Source organism: Bacillus sp. BB51/4, from assembly GCF_008368845.1.
GTDB classification, from domain to species: Bacteria; Bacillota; Bacilli; order Bacillales; family Bacillaceae_G; genus Bacillus_A; species Bacillus_A wiedmannii.
This window is the reverse complement of sequence record NZ_QOSC01000027.1, coordinates 81,094-97,547: the sequence shown is the minus strand read 5'-3', so window position 1 is coordinate 97,547 and position 16,454 is coordinate 81,094. Positions and strand designations below refer to the sequence as shown.

16 protein-coding genes and 1 pseudogene are annotated in these 16,454 nt (G+C 32.3%); 8 read left to right on the top strand and 9 right to left on the bottom strand.

Going from position 1 to position 16,454, the window contains the following annotated elements; translation table 11 throughout:
- Nucleotides 1-251: 251 nt before the first annotated feature.
- The 3 genes from DN392_RS28235 to repS all read right to left on the bottom strand — a co-directional run bounded on the left by DN392_RS28235 (nucleotide 252) and on the right by repS (nucleotide 3,334).
- Nucleotides 252-794 (bottom strand): hypothetical protein, encoded by a 543-nt coding sequence (locus DN392_RS28235; RefSeq protein ID WP_149238232.1) that lies wholly within the window; start codon nucleotides 792-794, stop codon nucleotides 252-254.
- Nucleotides 795-830: 36 nt separating this feature from the next.
- Nucleotides 831-1,589, bottom strand: coding sequence for a hypothetical protein (locus tag DN392_RS28230; protein ID WP_149238231.1), 759 nt, complete (start codon nucleotides 1,587-1,589; stop codon nucleotides 831-833).
- A gap of 203 nt (nucleotides 1,590-1,792) precedes the next feature.
- Nucleotides 1,793-3,334, bottom strand: coding sequence for a replication initiation protein RepS (repS, locus tag DN392_RS28225; RefSeq protein ID WP_149238230.1), 1,542 nt, complete (start codon nucleotides 3,332-3,334; stop codon nucleotides 1,793-1,795).
- Nucleotides 3,335-4,193: 859 nt separating this feature from the next.
- Between repS and prgP the strand changes: the two genes are divergently transcribed.
- From prgP to DN392_RS28200, 5 genes are all read left to right on the top strand, one after another.
- The gene (prgP, locus tag DN392_RS28220; protein ID WP_000715265.1) at nucleotides 4,194-5,120 is read left to right on the top strand and encodes a ParA superfamily DNA segregation protein PrgP; all 927 of its coding nucleotides are present in this window, start codon (nucleotides 4,194-4,196) and stop codon (nucleotides 5,118-5,120) included.
- Nucleotides 5,083-5,406 carry a hypothetical protein gene (locus DN392_RS28215; RefSeq protein WP_000052609.1) on the top strand — a complete coding sequence of 108 codons (324 nt, stop codon included), beginning with the start codon at nucleotides 5,083-5,085 and terminating at the stop codon, nucleotides 5,404-5,406. Before prgP ends, DN392_RS28215 begins: the two co-directional genes overlap by 38 nt.
- A 147-nt stretch (nucleotides 5,407-5,553) precedes the next feature.
- Nucleotides 5,554-5,787 (top strand): hypothetical protein, encoded by a 234-nt coding sequence (locus tag DN392_RS28210; protein WP_001259525.1) that lies wholly within the window; start codon nucleotides 5,554-5,556, stop codon nucleotides 5,785-5,787.
- Nucleotides 5,788-5,802: 15 nt separating this feature from the next.
- Complete coding sequence (locus DN392_RS28205) at nucleotides 5,803-6,132, top strand: hypothetical protein (RefSeq protein WP_149238229.1); 330 nt, start codon at nucleotides 5,803-5,805, stop codon at nucleotides 6,130-6,132.
- Nucleotides 6,133-6,755: 623 nt separating this feature from the next.
- Nucleotides 6,756-7,730 carry a HEPN domain-containing protein gene (locus DN392_RS28200; RefSeq protein WP_000877288.1) on the top strand — a complete coding sequence of 325 codons (975 nt, stop codon included), beginning with the start codon at nucleotides 6,756-6,758 and terminating at the stop codon, nucleotides 7,728-7,730.
- Nucleotides 7,731-7,918: 188 nt separating this feature from the next.
- On the opposite strand, the gene DN392_RS28195 is transcribed toward DN392_RS28200, so the two are convergent.
- From DN392_RS28195 to DN392_RS28180, 5 genes and pseudogenes are all read right to left on the bottom strand, one after another.
- The gene (locus DN392_RS28195) at nucleotides 7,919-8,863 is read right to left on the bottom strand and encodes a bacteriophage abortive infection AbiH family protein (RefSeq protein ID WP_149238228.1); all 945 of its coding nucleotides are present in this window, start codon (nucleotides 8,861-8,863) and stop codon (nucleotides 7,919-7,921) included.
- A gap of 92 nt (nucleotides 8,864-8,955) precedes the next feature.
- Complete coding sequence (locus DN392_RS28190; RefSeq protein ID WP_149238227.1) at nucleotides 8,956-10,593, bottom strand: peptide ABC transporter substrate-binding protein; 1,638 nt, start codon at nucleotides 10,591-10,593, stop codon at nucleotides 8,956-8,958.
- 487 nt (nucleotides 10,594-11,080) lie between these two features.
- Nucleotides 11,081-11,673, bottom strand: a pseudogene (locus DN392_RS28185) (DUF3967 domain-containing protein).
- A 434-nt stretch (nucleotides 11,674-12,107) separates the two neighbouring features.
- Nucleotides 12,108-12,236 carry a hypothetical protein gene (locus DN392_RS31020; protein WP_255447017.1) on the bottom strand — a complete coding sequence of 43 codons (129 nt, stop codon included), beginning with the start codon at nucleotides 12,234-12,236 and terminating at the stop codon, nucleotides 12,108-12,110.
- Nucleotides 12,236-13,351: a response regulator aspartate phosphatase gene (locus DN392_RS28180; RefSeq protein ID WP_149238226.1), complete on the bottom strand. Its 1,116-nt coding sequence runs from the start codon at nucleotides 13,349-13,351 to the stop codon at nucleotides 12,236-12,238. The genes DN392_RS31020 and DN392_RS28180 overlap by 1 nt, the downstream gene beginning before the upstream one ends.
- 349 nt (nucleotides 13,352-13,700) lie before the next feature.
- Here DN392_RS28180 and DN392_RS28175 point away from each other — a divergent pair, with 349 nt between their 5' ends.
- The 3 genes from DN392_RS28175 to DN392_RS28165 all read left to right on the top strand — a co-directional run bounded on the left by DN392_RS28175 (nucleotide 13,701) and on the right by DN392_RS28165 (nucleotide 15,470).
- Complete coding sequence (locus DN392_RS28175; protein WP_149238225.1) at nucleotides 13,701-14,348, top strand: hypothetical protein; 648 nt, start codon at nucleotides 13,701-13,703, stop codon at nucleotides 14,346-14,348.
- A 268-nt stretch (nucleotides 14,349-14,616) separates the two neighbouring features.
- Nucleotides 14,617-15,042, top strand: a complete 426-nt coding sequence (locus DN392_RS28170; RefSeq protein WP_137057134.1) for a disulfide oxidoreductase — start codon at nucleotides 14,617-14,619, stop codon at nucleotides 15,040-15,042.
- A 5-nt stretch (nucleotides 15,043-15,047) separates the two neighbouring features.
- Complete coding sequence (locus tag DN392_RS28165; RefSeq protein ID WP_149238224.1) at nucleotides 15,048-15,470, top strand: thioredoxin family protein; 423 nt, start codon at nucleotides 15,048-15,050, stop codon at nucleotides 15,468-15,470.
- 267 nt (nucleotides 15,471-15,737) lie between these two features.
- Here DN392_RS28165 and DN392_RS28160 read toward each other — a convergent pair whose 3' ends face one another.
- Nucleotides 15,738-16,373, bottom strand: a complete 636-nt coding sequence (locus tag DN392_RS28160) for a DUF3967 domain-containing protein (protein WP_149238223.1) — start codon at nucleotides 16,371-16,373, stop codon at nucleotides 15,738-15,740.
- Between the last annotated feature and the right edge of the window lie 81 nt (nucleotides 16,374-16,454).

Genomic DNA, 16,454 nt, shown 5'->3' with positions numbered 1-16,454 from the left:
GGTTTTTACTATTTTGTATTCACTTATTTTACAAATATATAAACCAAGTTGCAATAATTTCTTGTTGTTCTATGATGTTCATAAATGCCTCCATAAAATTTAAAAAATAGAAAGAAGCGCTTGGTATGAAATGAAATAGTATACAATTCTCATAGAATATGTATTTAGGGTTTTATCAATAATGCAAAAAAGAACCGTCAATGCCTGTCAGCAAAGAGACGGTTCTCAAAAATAAATAACTAAACTTTCAACTATTTATCACCTAATATATCACTTATTTTTTTCCCTAACACAGTTTCCATAAGTAGGTGAGAAACCCCTTGAAATTCCTCAGTTAAATTTGCAGTATCATCTAGAAAGGCTGAAGTTAAGTGAATGTTAGGAGTGCTATTTCCCACATATTTTTTTGTATACGTTTGTAAAACTAGTTCCGCCCTTCTAATAGCTGAACATTCCTCCACAGAAAAATAATTGTGCCAATCCCCTTGGAGTTGTAAATTATCAGAAAGTGCATCTAAATGCTCGCTAGTATTATTTTTGCTAGATATACGTAAAATATTAACAAATACAACTAATATCTTATGTGTAACTTCACCCCTAACAACTGCCTTTAAATGATCTTCCTTCTTTTTCTGATTTTCTAACGCAATCTCTGCTAAGTTAGCAGAATCCTTAGCAGCTGCCGCCGCATCACTAGCAGCGTTTGCCGCATGTTTATTCGCCCTCCAAATTAAACAACTAAAAATTCCTGTTACTAACACACCTAGTAAACTTATAACATTTCCAACATCCATTGAATAGCTTCCCCCTCAAATACTTCAAAATTACAATCATTCTCCACTTCTTAATTGCTTTCTTAACTTCCTGTTCCCCACATACAAATAAGCTTTTGTCTCGTATGTTTCATGCCTAAAATACGAATAGCCACCCTTAAAAATTGTTATTTGGCGCTTCTCAGTCTGCAAGAGCACCCAATACTTACTTTCATCCAACACAACACCGGATACATTCTTACCACTAGGAAAATAAACCGTAATTGTATCCCCCACAGAAAATACATACTCCGTAGGCTTTTGATAATCAGCTAGTTTCATTTCCTCCGTATAGAAGTCATTCATTCCAAGTAATGGATCATGCTTTACATGTGTAACATAAGATAAAGCACCCTTCATGATTGTATAGTAATTCTCTTTTTCAGTTTTAACATAAAGATAATAAGCATCCTCAGACAATAGAGTTCCTTTTATCCCCTTACCATCTTTAAATACACAACCTATCATTTCACCAATCTCAAATACAAATGATGTTTTCTTATCCCCCTCACTAAACTTAGGAGATCTTTCTTCAACAGTTGGAAACTCTTCATGCCTTATATATTTAACTTCAGAAAAATTAACTGTTACTTGATACGGATCACCGTTCCCCTCCACATCAAGAACACAATAATACTCTTCTATTGTTGAAATTTTACCTTTTAACAATTCATCATGATTTAATAGCTTTATATCTACAGTAGCCCCCCTCATAAATACATAAGAGTGTCTGTAACGCCCTCTACTATCACGATCAATAGGATAATTTTTACCCAAATTAAGCACCACCAATATTCTAATTTTCTAGCAAACTTCTGTAAATTTCACATACCATAATAAGTATATAACCCTAATAGTGTAAGACTAAAACTCCAAGAATAAAAGAAACATAAACTATGTAATGCTGTAACGCTATAGCTAGCTGACCGAACCATGTATCGTAGATATAATTATGTATTGGCAGAGTGGACTATTAAAAATTAACCTGCTGGTAGCCCTTCTAATATGCCGTATAGTGTCTCTTCTTCCGCCATAGCGCTACTTGTTTTTGCTTGTCCAAGAACATTACCCATTTGAGGGAATAGCCCTTGTAAGTAGTTTAAATAGCTCTCTCTTCTTTTGCCGTTTTCTTTTAACGCAAATGTAATTAGCATGCCTAGTGTAGATAATCCTGTTTTTGCTATTTTCCCTTTTCTCTCAACCGTTTTATAGATTTTTGTACTCTTTTTTAGAACCGTGTTTAATGTACTACGTGGAATGTTAAGCGCTTCGCACAGTTCTGATTGTGTAAAGTATAGCACAGGTTTATTATTTGAATTCATCGATAAGAAAGTAATAATGTCAGCTTCCCACTCATGCCAATGACTACGCACACGATCCTTACGTTGTTTCTTATGTTTCTTCCAAAGTACAGAAGGCGTACGGAAAGCTGAAGCCTGTCCACCCACCCCATATGTTTGTAATAAGCGCTCTATGTAATCTTTATGTGCTGCCTGATACTTTCCAGAGTACGCAGACATAACAATTCCTCTAACTTCAGTATGGTCTAGCGGGTGCTCTAGGTTACTATTAAACTGATCCATTAAGTCCATTGTGTCTTTAATAGCGTACTGACTTTGGAAACACGCTAAAGAAAGGGTGAAAATCGCATTGTTTCGCCCTGCTTTTGTTTGTTTTGGAGATACATTTGTACAGCTAATTACTTGTTTGAACCATAATTCATCCATTTGCTTTGGTTGCTCTACAGGAGCATTTTTAACAAAAGGACTCTCTATCACATTATGAAACTGTTCATTTCCCTTGTTGTCGTCTTGGCGCTTGCTCCACTCTTGTAATTCCTTGAATGTATACACATTTTCCTCAAAGAACATCACAACATTTTTAACTGAAGGCATTCTAAAGAAACCAAAGTGATTGCATGTTAAATCCACGTTTGGCAAACTCTCAGCAAACATTTCTCTTAAGTTTTGAGAGATGCGTTTCGCTGATTTAATAGCTATATAGTTCTTGTTATTTGATACGTACACAGCTTTATCCAACACATAATACACTTGATAACCCTTGGTTGTTTCAAGAATCATAGTAGGTACACCAAAACCTGCATTTAATGCCACATCATTAATCGCAGTCATAGGGAATGACTTTGAATCAATATCAATAACAAAGCAGTTAATTTGTTGTAGGTTCTTTTCAGTATGCCCCACAATTGTACGAAGGCCATTTTCACCGTATGTACCGAAATTATATACATTAGGTGTCCAGTGTGAAGCCTGTCCAACATGATCCAGTACAGCTTCTTCAGAAGATAATACTACGCCCCTAGTTCCAAACTTGGCGCTTAAATCTTCTTTTTTACGAGTAATAAAAATTGATCCTTTTTTATTCTTCTTACCATTGAGCACTTTGCTTTCAAATTTCTCTTGATTTGCAATAGACACTAGTCCTGCTTTCGAATTTTTAGATTTATATTTTCGTAACCCTTTATGTAGTATTAATTCGATAGCTTTTTGTACTGTATTCATGTTGAACCTCCTTTCCACTGATTTTTTACAACAAAAAAAGGTGAGCAGTTATATCACTGCTCACCTTAATAAATAGACTTCCCAAGATTGCGTAAAAAGGCAGAAAAATCCATACTTAAACATGCTTGAAAATGCACTTAAAGAAGGGTTTCTATCTTTACAAATCTACTCTAATTAACTATACTAATAAGAGATATTTTATATCTCAATAGCATAGTTAACTAGAACGGTTTGGGAAGTTTACTCACTGATAGCTGCAGTGACGTAAATCGAATACAAGATGTGTCCAGCAAATTGTATTCACCAAGAAGTAGAGATGTGTCCAAGCAAATCTACTTCCTCTGTCTGGTTGAGACGTCCAAATCTCAATTAGACAGCCGTTCTTTTTTTATTTGTTTTTTAATGTTTTATGTGTCTTATATATTCTACAAATTCTTACGAATTTTTTATGTATATTATCAAATTGTGTTGAGAAACTTGTTGTCTATAACGTTACAACAAGTTTTTTTATTTGTAAATATCAAAAAAAGATACATATTTAGCATATACCCCTAAAAAGAGAAAAGATACATGTATCTTTGTATCCTTGTATCTTTGTATCCTTGTATCTTTGTATCCTTGTATCTTTGTATCTTTGTATCCTCTTAATCCTGTATATTTGAATTACTTATAAAATGTTGATTTAACAGCATTTATGATAAAACCATCTTTTGGTTTTCTATAAAAAAATAGTAAAATATAAAAAAGGATACATTTATCCTTTTCATGTATTCGCTCATGTGTTATGATTGTTTTAGGATACAAAGATACATGTATCTTTTATTACAATTGTGTTACATTTAAAAAGGAGTGAATCTCTATGAAAAAAGGACACGTAATAATCAACGCCCAACAAAAAGGGGGCGTAGGAAAAACTACTGACTCTTGTATGGAATCTCTTGTAGCTTCTCTAGTATTTAATAAGAAAGTTTTATTTATTGATACAGACCTTCAAGGAAACGGAACTACATTCTTAGCAAAATCCTTCAAAATAGAAGAAATGCAAAAAACATTAATGAAATGTTTAGAAGATGGTAATCTATCAGATGGCATTATAAAGCTTCATGAAAACCTCGATATGATCCCATGCGGTTACGATATGAGAAAGTACACAGATTTTTTAATTGAAAATTTTAAGACTACTGAAGATCGAACTTTTTATTTTGCAAAGTTGCTAGATAAAATTAAATACGACTATGACTACATATTCATTGATATTCCACCTTCCACTGACCTTAAAGTGGATAATGCTATGGTAGCAAGTGACTTTGTTATAGTAGTACAAGAAACTCAACAATTTTCTTATGAGGGAAGTCAAAGGTTGATTTTTGATTATTTACAAACTTTAGTGGATGACTTTGGACATCTTGTTAAGATGAACGTAGTTGGAATTTTGCCTGTATTATTGCAAAAGAAACGTTCATTGCATAATGAGATTGTCAAAAATACTATTGAAACTTTTGGTGAGGAAAATGTCTTTAGTACAATAATAAATAATCATGCTCGCCTAGAATGGTATCCACGTATTGGGTTCCAATTCGAGGATCATCATGATAAGAGAATGTTAGCTCTATTCTGTGATGTATTCTGCGAGCTTGAAGAAAGAATTCATCTCTTTGAAACTAAAGGAGATATTGTAGACTACAAATACACTCCTAAATATTTCGTAGATAACAAACTTACTAAGTTAGGGAAAGGAATTGATATAGGTGAGTTTAATAAAGAGACAACAACCCAAAGATCCTAAGATTACTGAAGCTGCTGATGTCACAAGAAAAGTAGAAGATAATACACCCTCTTCTCAAACTATAGCAGATGCAACAAACCAACATAAAAAACAAGTTGGTTCGCAAAATCGTAAAAACATAAAAGTTTCTCCTGATACATTTAGTCTGATTGAAAACATCTGTACTTTAAGAAGCTTAAAAAAATATGAGGTAATAGATGAACTACTTGAAAACTTTATAAAAAACGAATTGACTGAAAGAGAACAGAAGCTACTTCAAACTCTTAGTTCTAAAGAAGATATATAGAGATACGCATTATGCCGTATCTTTGTATCTTTGTATCTTTGTATCTTTGTATCTTTGTATCTTTGTATCTTTGTATCTTTGTATCTTTGTATCTTTGTATCTTTGTATCTTTGTATCCTAAAATTGATTAACAAAAGGAGATGTGCCATGAGAACCCTAATTATTATTGCCTTAGTTATCATAGGGTTAGTATTTTTTAACGTAATATCCTTACATACAATTGAAACATTAGCCCTCATAATCGGATTCATAATAGCAATTGCACTTGGTACTTATTTCTTATATCGGTTTGCTCTTGGATTCCTTGCACTATTTGCAACTTTCATTGGTATTATTTTAGTGATCTGCTTAATTACATATGCTGCAACTAATTTAATTTAAAAGGAGAAGTGAATTATGAATGCCCTAAAAGAAAATAAAAAACAAGTTGCTTTCTTTGAATTATTTTTCAAAAATCACCCAATCAAGAATGATGTGTTTATTATAGAAGCAAATGAAAAATACTTCTTTTTCGAATACGAAACTGTCATAAGTATGATTGAGGATTTCTCTCCAAAACAACAAGAGTATATTATGAGACAGCTACGATTTTTCAATTACTTAAATCAGGATTTAACCGTTTGTTTGATACAAATTGCAGTTGATTATGTTAGAAGACTCATAGGAGAACACAAAAAAATAGAGTGCAGAATCCTACCTCTACACTCCATTTATGATCACAATTAAAGAATATGGAGATTCTTTAACGCAATATACCCAACTAAAATTATACTATATTTCTACAGTACTTGTAACTAAAATGGATTCTTAAACAGACTCCATTTTTTACCTATTAAACCTTTTGATTTTAGGATACAAAGATACATGTATCTTTGTATCCGTTTTTTAGTAAATCCTAAACTTAGCAAAAGTAGAGAAGTATACTTTTTTACTCCTTCGTAGTTTGGTGACCTTCTATTTATTTCTTAGCAACAACGTTGAAGAATCCTTGCTACATCAGTGCTTTAACTCACTATCACCCATCAACGGCTTATTATTTTTCAGCAACCCTAAACTTAGCAAAAGTAGAGAAGTATGCTTTTCTACTCCTTCGTGGTTTTTAATAATCATTCATAAAAGGGGGTGTACTATGGGAAGCCTTATTCTTATTGCCTTAGTTGTAAAAGGAGAACTGAATTATCCTTGATATATTTCTATGTAATTTAGTGTTTAGCATTCATAAATACGTCCTCCAATAACATATAAGTAGGTTTTGTTTTTATTTACGTACTATAATCAAAAGGGGGAAAACTTTTCTATATATAACTATATTTCAATAGTTAATGAAAATTTTAAAAAGGGGGATATTTATGAAGTATAGATTTATAACCACTCTTCATAACATGAAATTAAGTAATGTGAAAAATAAAGGAATAGAAATATTTCCAGGCGCTAGGATCTCAAATGGATCAAAATCTATATCAGAAACCTTAGACACAAAATTAGTTCGTCATACTATGGGGTCTATTACAAGTGAATCAATTAGGAACTCTACTTATGCCTATATAGATGGGGAATTTGAAGATATACATACTTTCGAGGAAATGCATAAGGTAGGAGTGCAACACACTTTCTCTTTTTTAAGGCAATTTGAACATTTTACTCATGAGCTTTGGAAAGTAAAAGATAACAATGTGTATGCATTTGATGGATTTTTATTTGCATATAACAAGAATTTTGAAGACGGATACACCTATGCAGCTTCATTAACCGGAGTATATAGCTATTCAACATATGAACAAAAGGAATCAACTTTTTCAGATTCTGAATTAATGACAGCTATTCAAAATTTTGTTCCTTTATCAAAAGAAGAATTTAACGAGAAAAATTTCGGAGGAAAACATCCGGGTATGGATATTCTCTTAAGAAACAAAGGATCAAACAGAATGTTGAGAGCTTTATATTTTACAACAAGTGCCCGATCGAGTTCGGTTATGCCAATAAAAATAGTTAACTATTGTAATGCGTTAGAATGTTTATTTACTACTGGAAAATCAGAGGTTAATCATAAAATTGCAGAAAGAGTAGCAATTATGTTAGGAACTTCTTTCGAATCTAAAAAGGATTTAGCTCAACTTGTAAAAAAAGCTTATAATATTCGTTCTGAAATGGTACATGGTCAAGCTTTAAAAGCTAAAGAAGAGGATTTAATAATTGTATCGCAAGGTTTAGACAATGTTCTAAGAGAATTAATCGTAGCTAATCATGATGTGTTTTCTAAAAAGGATCATGAAATGGATGATTTCTTTTTAGACTTGCTTTTTAGTTATGGGAGAAATTCATAATTTTTTATAAATAAGAGTAAAGAATTCATCTGAATGAAAGGGATGTCATAGAAAAACTATAAAAATAGAGTCCTTTCATTAGGGACTCCATTTCTACCTATTAAACCTTTCAATTTTAGGATACAAAGATACAAGTATCTTTGTATCCTTTCCGGTGATTTAGTGGAGGGGAGTGACATCACCTCATTTTATTGAATAGAAAATTCTTTGATATCCCCTTTAAAACCCGCTTCTCTAATTCTATTTTTAAACGATTCTTTTTCAATAACAGATTCATAATCGGATAAATACCACGTACATTTTTCTGTATTACAAATCTTACAAATCCGGTTTAAATATACCAAATCTACAGGTGAAAATGAAAAACCGTGAGAATATATCTCATGCACAGAAGATAATTCATCAAAGAAATATTTCGCTCGTCTTAATGCTTCATGCGTATCCTTTTCTAAAAGTTTATGTATTTTTTGCAAACTTTCTGTAGCCCCAGTATGACAACTTTCAAAATCATCCCTTACATCACCATGACCAAAAAAGATATCAGAAGCACAGTCATATTGTGCACCATGTATATGACAGACATTATCACCATCAGCACCATATATATCTTCTAACACATATGTATAATTAAAAGTGAGAAAGTAATCATTTTCGCTATCAATTAATTTCTCGAATTTTTCTTTTGGACTAGTTTTCTTTATATCGATAGTTTGAACCCAATCAACAAGAAAATCATGAAATTTCAACATAACCTGATACATTGCACTTGATGCATCTTCGTTTCTGTGTACATTTCTAGTTAGCTCTTTATCGACATCCAAATCGAAAAGGTCTTCAAGATCACTAAGATAGTCTTCAAGTGGTAAATCAGCTAAACTACTTTCGACATTACACCATTCTTCCCCTTCTACATTATTAATTGTATTAATAATAAAAGCTATAGCTTCATTATTATCCACTCCAATTTCCCCATCAGGCATATCTTTAATTGATACGTCATAAGTAGGCTTTAAACCACTTGCTTTAGGATAAGTTTTCACAAGATACTCTCGAAAATGTTCGTAGCTTGTTGGAAGTCCATGAGCTCTATCAAAACCATTCCCTAATATAAATAATTTACTCAAAATCCTCACCCCTATAAAATATTCTTAGTTCTATAGTAAAGATACATGTATCTTTGTATCTTTGTATCTTTGTATCTTTGTATCTTTGTATCTTTTTTTTATTATTTCTTCACTTCAGCCCACTTATAGTTGAATTCTCCACCGAAATCATTTGTCACAATACCTTTGACTGAAGAACGTTGTAAGTATGATCTACCTTGTTGGTAGAAAGGTGCAACCGCCCCGTCTTCTAATAAGATTTTTTCAGCTTGTTTCATTGCTTCCCAACGAGCTTTTTCATCACTAGCTAAATTAGTTTTCACTTGATGAATTAGTTCATCATATTGTTTGTTTGAATACTTATCAAAGTTATATGTACTATCTGTCGTGAATAAGTCTAAAAATGTGATTGGATCAGGAATATCGGGACCCCATACATCAACGCCTAGATCATAATCACTATTTAGAAGCAATTGAATTTGTTGCTTGCGTGGCTGCGGCTTAACATTGACCGTTAATCCCTCTAAATTCTTTTCTAATTCACCTTTTAAATACTCTGCATTTTTCTTGGCAAAAACATTATCACTTGTAAGTAATTCTAGCGTTATCTGCTCTTTACCTAGTTCTTGTTTTGCTCTCTTCCAGTTTCCCTTCGCTGCATCCACATCATCTTTTACTAATTCCCCATTTTCTTTTCGGAAGTCTTTTCCGTCCGAACTTTTAGCGAAATCGGCTGGTATAAAACCGTCTGCAGGAAGAGAACCATTATTTAAAACTGTATCTACAAAGGCTTTCTTATTCATTGCCTGACTGATTGCCAAGCGAGCATTTTTATTTTTTAATACTTCATTCTTTTGATTCATACGTAGGAATTGTACTGTAACTTCAGAACGTTCCTTGAAGTCAGGATTCTTTCTATATTTATCTACAAACTCACCTGTTAGTCCTACACGGTCAAGCTGACCTGATTCATAGAGATTTATTTCTGTTGATTTATCTTTCACGATATCAAAGTTAATCTCATCTAATCTCACTGTTTTAGCATCCCAATAATTCGGGTTCTTTTTCAGCTGAAAAGCTTGTTCGTGCTTCCAATTATCTAATGTGAATGCTCCGTTATAAACCAATTGATCTGCTTCTAAACCATATTGCTTCCCTTTTGATTCGAAATACTTCTCGTTAATCGGTAAGAACGTTGCAAACGTTGTCAAATCTATGAAGTAAGGAACAGGCTGTTCTAATTGTATTTCTAATGTTTTATCATCTATTGCTTTTATCCCTAGCTGCTCTACAGGTAACTCTTTACTATTAATTTTCTTTGCATTTTTTATATCGAAGAATAAAAACGCATATTCTGCCGCTGTATCAGGATTCACAGCTCTTTTCCAAGAGAATACGAAGTCTTCAGCTGTTACAGGTGTACCATTTGACCATTTTGAATCCCTTAGATGGAATGTGTATGTTTTTTTATCTTCACTCACATCATACGATTTTGCTACTGCTGGTATCGGCTTATTTTCTTCTCCCAACGTATATAAACCCTCGAACACGTTTTTCATTACGTTCATAGATTCACCGTCAGTTGCCTTTGTGACATCCATTGTTGGAATTTCCGCTATATACGGTAAATGAATAGATTGGCTCGTTTTATTCTTGTCAGTTGCCTTTGCTGTATTTTTTTTCTTTTCACTACTACACGCTGTTAGTAAAAAGCTAGCTCCTAAAACAGCAGCCATAATAGGCGTTACTTTTTTTAACATGTTTCTTTTCTCCCTCTCTACGTACGGTTCATAGCATTAGATTATCTAGTTGTATATCGATTAGAATAAACCTCGTAAATCTGTCGCCAGTTTAAAACGTAGCACCCAGAGATGGACATGTCAATTGAACAAATTATAAATTCTAATATGCAAATCACAAACTATAAAGATATTTACTATATATTGTTGTGTAATGATATTTTCAAGCCCTCTTCTAAAAAGCGGCTCTTTATTTTCGTTTTTAACGGCATATGCGACTACAATTAATACAATTACACTAAAGTCACTAAAAACCAAAAATACAAATCGATAGAGTCCTTAAACGAAATTCCTGTGAAATTCATTTCAAATTCTAATTTCCATCCTCTTTTTAGATCTTGGATTACATACATCTACCTTTATGGTATGTGAAATTATTATTTGAACTAAAAATAGACAGATTTAAATTCCTCTTAAAAAATGAAAGTACACCCGATTAAGAGTGTACTCATCCCCAAAACTTCCACCAGAGCTTTTTCTCTTTCGCCGCTGCCACTTCTTCCATTATTCGTTTTGCTTCTTGTATCTCCCTCATCATTCTCATAAGGTTTTATCTCTTTGCTCTAATCTTTTTTCAATTCTTTCCTCACGTTCCTTGCGATTTCTTATGTCTTCCTCAATTAATTCATTCCGCTGAGCTATTCGATCACTTAATCTCTTTTCCATTTCTAATAGATTTGCTTGCTGCACCCTATTAAGTTCCGCTACCATAGCGCTATATTATTAGTGAAGTTAATACTGCACATGATACGGCATCGGATTTGCTTCTTTAATTTCTTCTTTCTTATTAGCGATACCATACTTCTTTACAATCAATTTAGCAGCCTTTTCTAAGGTCATACCATCCTCTTTACTTAGCTCTACTAACTGCTGAAGAAGTACCACATCAAACTCTGCATACTCTCTTCTACCATGACTATTCTTTCGTACCTCATACCATTCTCGTTCAAGAACATCCGAGTATTTCCTAAGTATGCTGCCCCTTACTTCCAACCGACCATATACCTTATTTGCGGTGTGCACTACTTCCATTCCTGACATAGCGCTATCCCACTTCCTATAAGAAAAATACAATATGAATAGCCTAAAACCTTTAAGATTCAATCGACGAAACTCGTAACGTCTTTGCTAGGTTTTGTCAGAATAGGGTGATTTAGAATTACACGAAGTCTTCTGTAAGATTATTTATTTCAAAATTTTTGTTGAAATTACTCTTAAAATTCATGAAAACAATGATTTCAATACGCACTGTAGGCCTATTAACCTGTTCAGTCCGCTATCTAAAAGGATGATATTGTGATTAAAACTTACTGAGAATTCTTTAATTAAGAGAGGTAAAAAAAAACAAATAATTACCTCTGCAAATTTAGTACCTCTTTACACTTTTTTACAAATATTGTTATAATTAGATAAACCAAAGCATTACCCCATTAACAAAGGGACTCCATAATTGGAGTCCCTTTGTTAATTAGCAATTAAAAATGATCAGCATGTGAGTATTGTATAATTTCTTCCTTTTTTAGAGCATGTTGTTTATCACCTGTATTGTTAATAAATGATAATGCTATAACTAATCCTAATGTCGCTAACACAAGCTTCTTCATTATTTTAACGCCCCTTTGCTTAGTAATTTTTGTTTCGCTTCGTAACATACATCGAAATAATCACTAACTTTTTCATGCTCATTCAATTTGCGGAAGCGAACCGCTAATACTTCTGCATATTCTTCTACGAAATCCCATAAACCCTGCTTTTTGAAGTAAGAAATACTTTTCTTCACTTCTTCTTCTAAGAGTTTAATTGCTTCATCTTCATTAAGAGAACGTAAAACATTGAAATGATATACATACTCTTCATTTCCTAATTCCATACAAACTGCTAATCCTTTTTCAATAAGTTCTTTTGCAATATTTGTTTCTCTTAGCTTATAGTGTTCACGTGCTTGTAAAAACAATGCTTTAAAATGCGCTGGATTCTTCTCTGTCACTTCTGATAAATGACGAATGGCTAATGTAGATAAGTTTTGAGTTGCATATAATAATCCTAGATTATGCCTTACTACTAAAATCAATTTTTCTTCATTATGTTTTTGCAAAAGGTCAATGGAACGATTCAAATGTTCTTCCGCTTTTTCAAATTGCTTTAAGAATATACAAGCTGTCCCTAATGTGTTCTCGCACGAAGCAACTTTCACCTCATATCCAGCATGCCTTCCAAAGATTTCCTTTGCTTTATTGGCGTATTCAATAGATATTAACATACTAGACATATGATGATTTAACACTGCATATTTTTGATTAAATTCTGCATGCTCCAATTCGTCAGAAATGTGTTCTAATAAGCTTTCAGCTTCTTCGTATTGTCTTCTTGCTTCATTATAGTTACTAAACATTAAAGCATGTTCTGCTTTAAAAGAATGATAGTAATAAGCTATGAGTGTATCTGTTGTTTCATCAATCTTATCAATCGCTTCAAAGCTGTCTTTTCGAATACTTACTCGATCAGTTAGCATTCTGTATTTTAAATCTAGTAAAGAATAATATAATAATAAATTTTGATTTTGATTTTCTTTTTGTTCTGCATGTTTAATCTGTTCAATTTTTTCATCTATTTCTTTTTTTACTTCAGTTGCTTTTATAATTTGCTGTGACAACATTATTTGATAAAAATCATTAAGTTGTTGCATAACGGCTTTATGTGTGCAAACATTTGTGCTCATATCACTACGTCCTCCTCAACCACTTCTATTTACTAAAGATTACCATAATTCTGCTAACTACATAAGGGCGCATCCTGTAAAAGTAAGTTGCGAAAAAATATATAGAACATTCAAAAAAATTCAAGAAACGAATTCATCTTCTTGAAAAAATCTTTAAAAATATATATTTAAATATTTATAATTTATTGAATTTTGTCGAAATTTATTTAGAAAATTATTCAAATATTTGTTTATTTTTGGATATTTATGTATTATATTCGAATTGCACGGTAATACGTGTAAAAAAATGGAAGGTGTGATGTAAATGGCAACAGAAAACAAATTTTTAAAGAGAGGGATTTACGTTTTAATGATTCTTTGTTTGGCAGTAATGTGTTTCACTCCGTTTCAACAAAAAGCAGCAGCTGCAGAGGTTTCTAAGCAGGATAAGCAATTACAAGCGATGATAGATATGTATCAAGAAACTACTAAACAAGTATCACTAGATAAGAAAAACGAACTTGTGAATCTAGTTAAGGAGAATATCGCTAATGGAAATGTTGAAACGCATTTCGGTTCTGATGTATCTTTAGATTTCAACAAAGCTGAAGTTGTTTTAATTAACGATAAACTTCACATGGTGAAATTATCTGCTAATGGTGGAGACCTTTTAAAAATCAGTGGTATGTCTGTATTTCTAGATGAAAACAACAAAATTATAAATGTCTATGAAACACATTTCAAACAAATCAATGAACAATCTGGTTCAGTAAAAGCCTGGTCAGATGGAAAATTACTTTTAGACAAAACAGTTAAAGAATCTACATCATGGTCTTATAGTAAATTTAATGATTGCTTAGCTGGCATGGGTGTTCCTGCTTGGACAGTTACTGCTTTAATGACTTTATGTGGAGCTGCTTGCATTGGAACATCAGGCCTAGCTTGTGCCCCATGTTATTACGGTGCAGGAGCTATTACTGGTGGAGCAATTGGATGGTGTTTAGGACAAGCTGCTTAATAGGAGGGATACATTATTAATATTAAGGATAATGCTAAAAAAGTTAAAATCCCTGTCATTTTAGGATTTTTAGGTGCATTAGTTTTAATAATTAGTATGTTAATAAAGGATAAGATACCTTACGCTCCTTCAATCGGATGGATACTATGTTTCATTTTAATAGTATCAGCTACATTTTTTTCTTCTAAAATAACAAAAAGCTAGGAGTTTTCTCTAGCTTTTTTGTTATTTTATATTTTGAATATAAATTATAAAAAGGAAGATCAATATGAATGTAAGTAAAAAATTAGAATATGTTTTATTTATAGCATGGGCTACATCATTTGTTGCTACATCTGGAAGCCTGTTCTTATCTGAGATAATGAAATATGAACCCTGTACATTATGTTGGTATCAAAGGATTTTTATGTACCCATTAGTGATATTATTAGGAATTGGAATTGTAAAAAAAGATTATAAAATAAGCATTTACAGCTTATTTATTTCTAGTATTGGAATATGTATATCCATTTATCATTATTTAATACAAAAAGTTCCATCACTTTCGGAAAATTCAACATGTGGTAGAGTGCCTTGTACTGGAGATTTTTTGGATTGGTTTGGATTTATAACAATTCCACTGCTTTGTTTAATAGCTTTTCTAATTATAATAATTTGCAGTTCTATTCTGATAAAAGTAAATAAGGAGATATGAACAATATGAAGAAAATGATTATTTTCGCCTCAATCTGTTTGCTTCTATTTATAACCTTTCTAATTATAACAAATAAAGAAAACAATACTTCTTCAAAAGCAGTTACAAAAAATGATTACTATAAAAATAAAATAACAATTGATCAATTAGAAAATGACATTTCAAATAATAAAGAAAAAGTAATTTATTTTTATCAAACTACTTGTTTTCATTGTAAGTTAGTTTCTCCTATTATAGTACCCATGGCCGAAGATATGAATATTAATATGCAAGTTATAGATTTAGAAACATATAAAGAAGGATGGGATAAATTTAAAATCACTGGTACGCCGACTGTAATTCATTATAAAAAAGGAAAAGAGATAGATCGTATAGAAGGAGAACAAGAAGAAACTACATTTAGAAAATGGTTTAAGAAGCAAAAATAACTTTTTTATGCTAACATGGTATGGAACTACATATATAGAAATTTATACATATTTTCTTCGTAAAAAGGAGGGGAATCATGGGAGTTGTAGGCTGGGGGGTCATTGTAATTTGTATTTTATTTGCTGCATGGGCAGTAGGAAAAAAATCCAAATAAATGTTGTTGCACTGTTGTTTTCACAAAAAATACACCTAAAAAAAACAATTTCCTTTAACTCTGGAAAATCGTTTTTTTAGGTGTATACAAAAGAACTTATATTTTCACACCACTACTTCCAAAACTTCCACCAAGATTTCTTTTTCGCTGCCGCTATTTCTTCCTGGGCTAATACAATAGTACGTTTTGCATCTTGAATCTCTCTGACCATCTTCATAAGATTATCATCCCTTAGCTCTAACCTCTTTTCTATCCTTTCTTCACGTTCCTTCCGACCTTTCATATCATCCATTATTATTTTATTTCTTTCTTTTATATCCTCTTCGATTAATTTATTCTTTTGATCTATACGATCACCTATTCTCTTTTCCATTTCTAAAAGGTTTGCTTGCTGCACCTTATTAATCTCTTCTATCATAGCGCTATATTGTTGCTGGAATTGATACTGCATTTGATAAGGAACTGGATCTGATCCCTGGGATTCCTCTTTCTTATTATCGATTCCAAACTGCTTCGCAATCATTTTCGCAGCCTTTTCTAAAGTCATACCATCTTGCTTACTCAACTCTACTAACTGTTCAATAAGTACAACATCAAACTCAGTATATTCCCTTCTCCCTCTACTATTCTTTCTTACATCATATCCTTCTCGTTCAAGAACATCCGAATACTTTCTAAGCGTGCTGCTACTTACCCCTAAACGACTATAGACCTCATTGCTGGTATATACTATCTCTGCTTCTGACATAGCGCTACGCCACCTCCTATAAGGAAAATTCCATATTAAAGGAATAATCCCTTTTAGAATTCATCGACGAAGCTCGCACGG